Source organism: Bacillus sp. 05T22 (genome assembly GCF_056396765.1).
On sequence record NZ_JBFTMC010000213.1, the window covers coordinates 1 to 2,793 of the forward strand.

Annotated in this window: 4 protein-coding genes; all 4 read left to right on the top strand. The window is 33.9% G+C overall.

Translation table 11 applies throughout. The annotated features are described in order from the left end of the window. Positions 1-235: 235 nt before the first annotated feature. Entirely contained in the window at positions 236-712 is a 477-nt protein-coding gene (locus tag AC1DIT_RS27795; protein ID WP_016114878.1) for a MarR family winged helix-turn-helix transcriptional regulator, read from the top strand. 179 nt (positions 713-891) lie between these two features. Next, positions 892-1,626 carry a 2,3-diphosphoglycerate-dependent phosphoglycerate mutase gene (gpmA, locus tag AC1DIT_RS27800; RefSeq protein ID WP_016114879.1) on the top strand — a complete coding sequence of 245 codons (735 nt, stop codon included), beginning with the start codon at positions 892-894 and terminating at the stop codon, positions 1,624-1,626. Between the two features lie 197 nt (positions 1,627-1,823). Continuing rightward, complete coding sequence (locus AC1DIT_RS27805; RefSeq protein WP_016114880.1) at positions 1,824-2,564, top strand: type II toxin-antitoxin system SpoIISA family toxin; 741 nt, start codon at positions 1,824-1,826, stop codon at positions 2,562-2,564. A gap of 123 nt (positions 2,565-2,687) precedes the next feature. After that, on the top strand, positions 2,688-2,793 hold a 106-nt coding region (locus AC1DIT_RS27810; RefSeq protein ID WP_476998577.1), incomplete at its 3' end, for a D-alanyl-D-alanine carboxypeptidase.

Here is a 2,793-nt window from a genome sequence, read left to right on the forward strand (position 1 = left end):
CATGATCATAAATCATATCAAAGAACCTATGGAACATGGGAGATAGCTCGTGGTCTTACGACTAATTCGTTAGCTAATAAAAGTAACGACTAACCGAGAAGCCCCCACTTCAAACAGCTCGTAAGAGCGTTAAGTGGCGGGTAGTTCACGTAAGGTCTCCTTTATTAAGTCAAAGCGGTTGATTTCATATTCTATATATAAATTGTGGTATAATTTACATATAGGGGGAAAGTAGATGACACAACATAAAGAAGAACAAATGAACCAAGCACTTGCATTGTTTTATTTTGCATATAAAACATTTACAGAAAAACCAGATGAAATTATAAAAGAGTATGGTATACAGCGAGTGCATCATCGAATCTTATTTTTTATTGCTCGTTTTCCAGGGCTTAGTATAAATGAATTGTTATCTCTGTTAGAAATAAGTAAACAAGCTCTTCACGGACCACTCCGTCAGCTTCTTGAAAAAGGGCTTATTGAAAGCAATGAAGCAGAACACGATCGTCGTGTGAAACAGCTTGTCCTAACAAAAGAAGGAGCAGAACTAGAGAGAAAGTTAAGCGATGTGCAAAGAAAACAAATGGGAAGTATTTTTTCAACATTTGGTGAAACATGTGAAGAAAACTGGCATCAAGTGATGACCGAACTAGCAAATAGCCGTTTAGGTTTTGATGCATGGTTATCTAAGCGTGAAGAACCAGTTGATTAAAATGAGTAAATAAATCATTCGTCTGTTTTTAGAGTTTGAAAAAGAACCGATTTTATCCATGTATTTTGGCAACTATGGATAAATCATAGAATAAATGGATAAAAAATTAACATTACCAGATACTTTATTACGTGTACGCATTGCAAAATTTAAATTTTCATTTCCGGAAGGGGATTATTATGATAAAACTTGTACTCATTCGTCACGGACAAAGTTTATGGAATCTTGAAAACAGATTTACAGGATGGACAGATGTAGACTTATCAAAAAATGGATTAAATGAAGCAAGAGAAGCAGGTGCAATTTTAAAAAACAATGGATATACGTTTGATTTTGCGTATACGTCTGTTTTAAAACGGGCAATTCGAACGTTGTGGATTATTCTACATGAAATGGATCTTGCATGGGTTCCTGTACATAAATCATGGAAGTTAAATGAAAGACATTATGGAGCATTGCAAGGATTAAATAAGGATGAGACAGCAAAGAAATATGGTGATGAGCAAGTTCATATATGGAGAAGAAGTACTGATGTAAGACCGCCAGCACTTACTGAAGATGATCCAAGGTATGAAGCTGATGATCCAAGATATAAGTTGTTGAAAAAAGGGGAGTTTCCACTTACTGAGTGCTTAGAGGATACGGAACAAAGAGTATTGGACTTTTGGCATAATGAAATTGCACCGATGTTACAATCTGGACAAAAGGTAATTATCTCATCGCATGGAAATACGATTCGCTCTCTTGTAAAATATTTAGATAATCTATCGGATGATGGTGTTGTATCATTAAATATTCCGACGAGTATACCACTCGTATATGAACTAGATGAAAATTTACGCCCAATTCGTCATTACTATTTAAGTATGGATGGTGAAGTTCCGGAAGGTGTGATTCCGAAACATATATCCTGATAAAAAATATTTGTGAAAATTTGAAATGTATGCTTGTCTACATATAAAATGTAGATTCATTATAAAAGATGTGGCTTCCTTCTCATGTATATGCAATGCAGCTAACTTTAGAAGGTTGTCCATGTCTTTTGTCATAATGAGAGAAAGTTGAGCATGTAATGATATCGTGAGAAGTTTTTGAATGGAGGGTGATGTGATTGACAGTCTCTAACATTCGAATTGGTTTGTTTTTTCTCGTACTAGTCTTTTTATTTCTTATTTTCTTTTACTGGAGAAATGAAGAATTGTACGAAGAGAAAAAGCAATTTATTCGAAAAACATGGTATGGTGTGTTTATTACATCAGTCACAATTTATTTCATGATGAAAGGTATTGATTTAACCCTCTGGAAAAATATTTTGATGTTCGTTGCAATGGTGGTATTTGTTGATATTGCATTTATTTTAACTCCAAACATTTCTGAAATATGGGGTGCAAAATTTAGTGATATCGGAAAGACCGTTCAATCTATTAAACGATCATTAATTGCTTCGAAAGCACGAGGTGAGATCTACACAACAATTATTCAAAATGTAAACCCAGCAGCATTTGGTACGATGGAGTGGCAAACTGAAACAGAATATGCACAAAGTTTAAATGTATTTCTTGATACGTATGCAGAAAAAATTGGGGCGAAGATTGTGGTATTTGTGACAGAAGATGAATTAAATACAAATTTCCGTGGCATCCGCTCTCAATTTAGTATTACAGTACCTTTAGAGTATATAGAGCAGTTAAATGAACAAAAGGCGGTGCAAGTTGAAAATGTCGGCATCATACCAGCGAAAATCGTAAAAGATGTTTGCATTGTTATTGATGGTCAAAAGAACAATCTTCAAGATCGTGACTTTGAAAATGTATATAATTTAACGATTCATCATAGTTATTTTAATAAGTAAGGACAGAATATCAATTCTGTCCTTTTCTCCTATACATAATTTAGAACAAATTCTGAGGAAATCGGACAAAAAATGAATAAAATTGGACAATCATCCCTACACTAGCAGGTAGAGGTGATTGTAGTGGAAAAAGAATATAGTAATGAATTTTTTAAAGAAGAGACTGAGGATACAACAGATTTTTCTTTAATAAAAGGAGATACAATGCAGCAAGTAGAAGAGTTAGAAG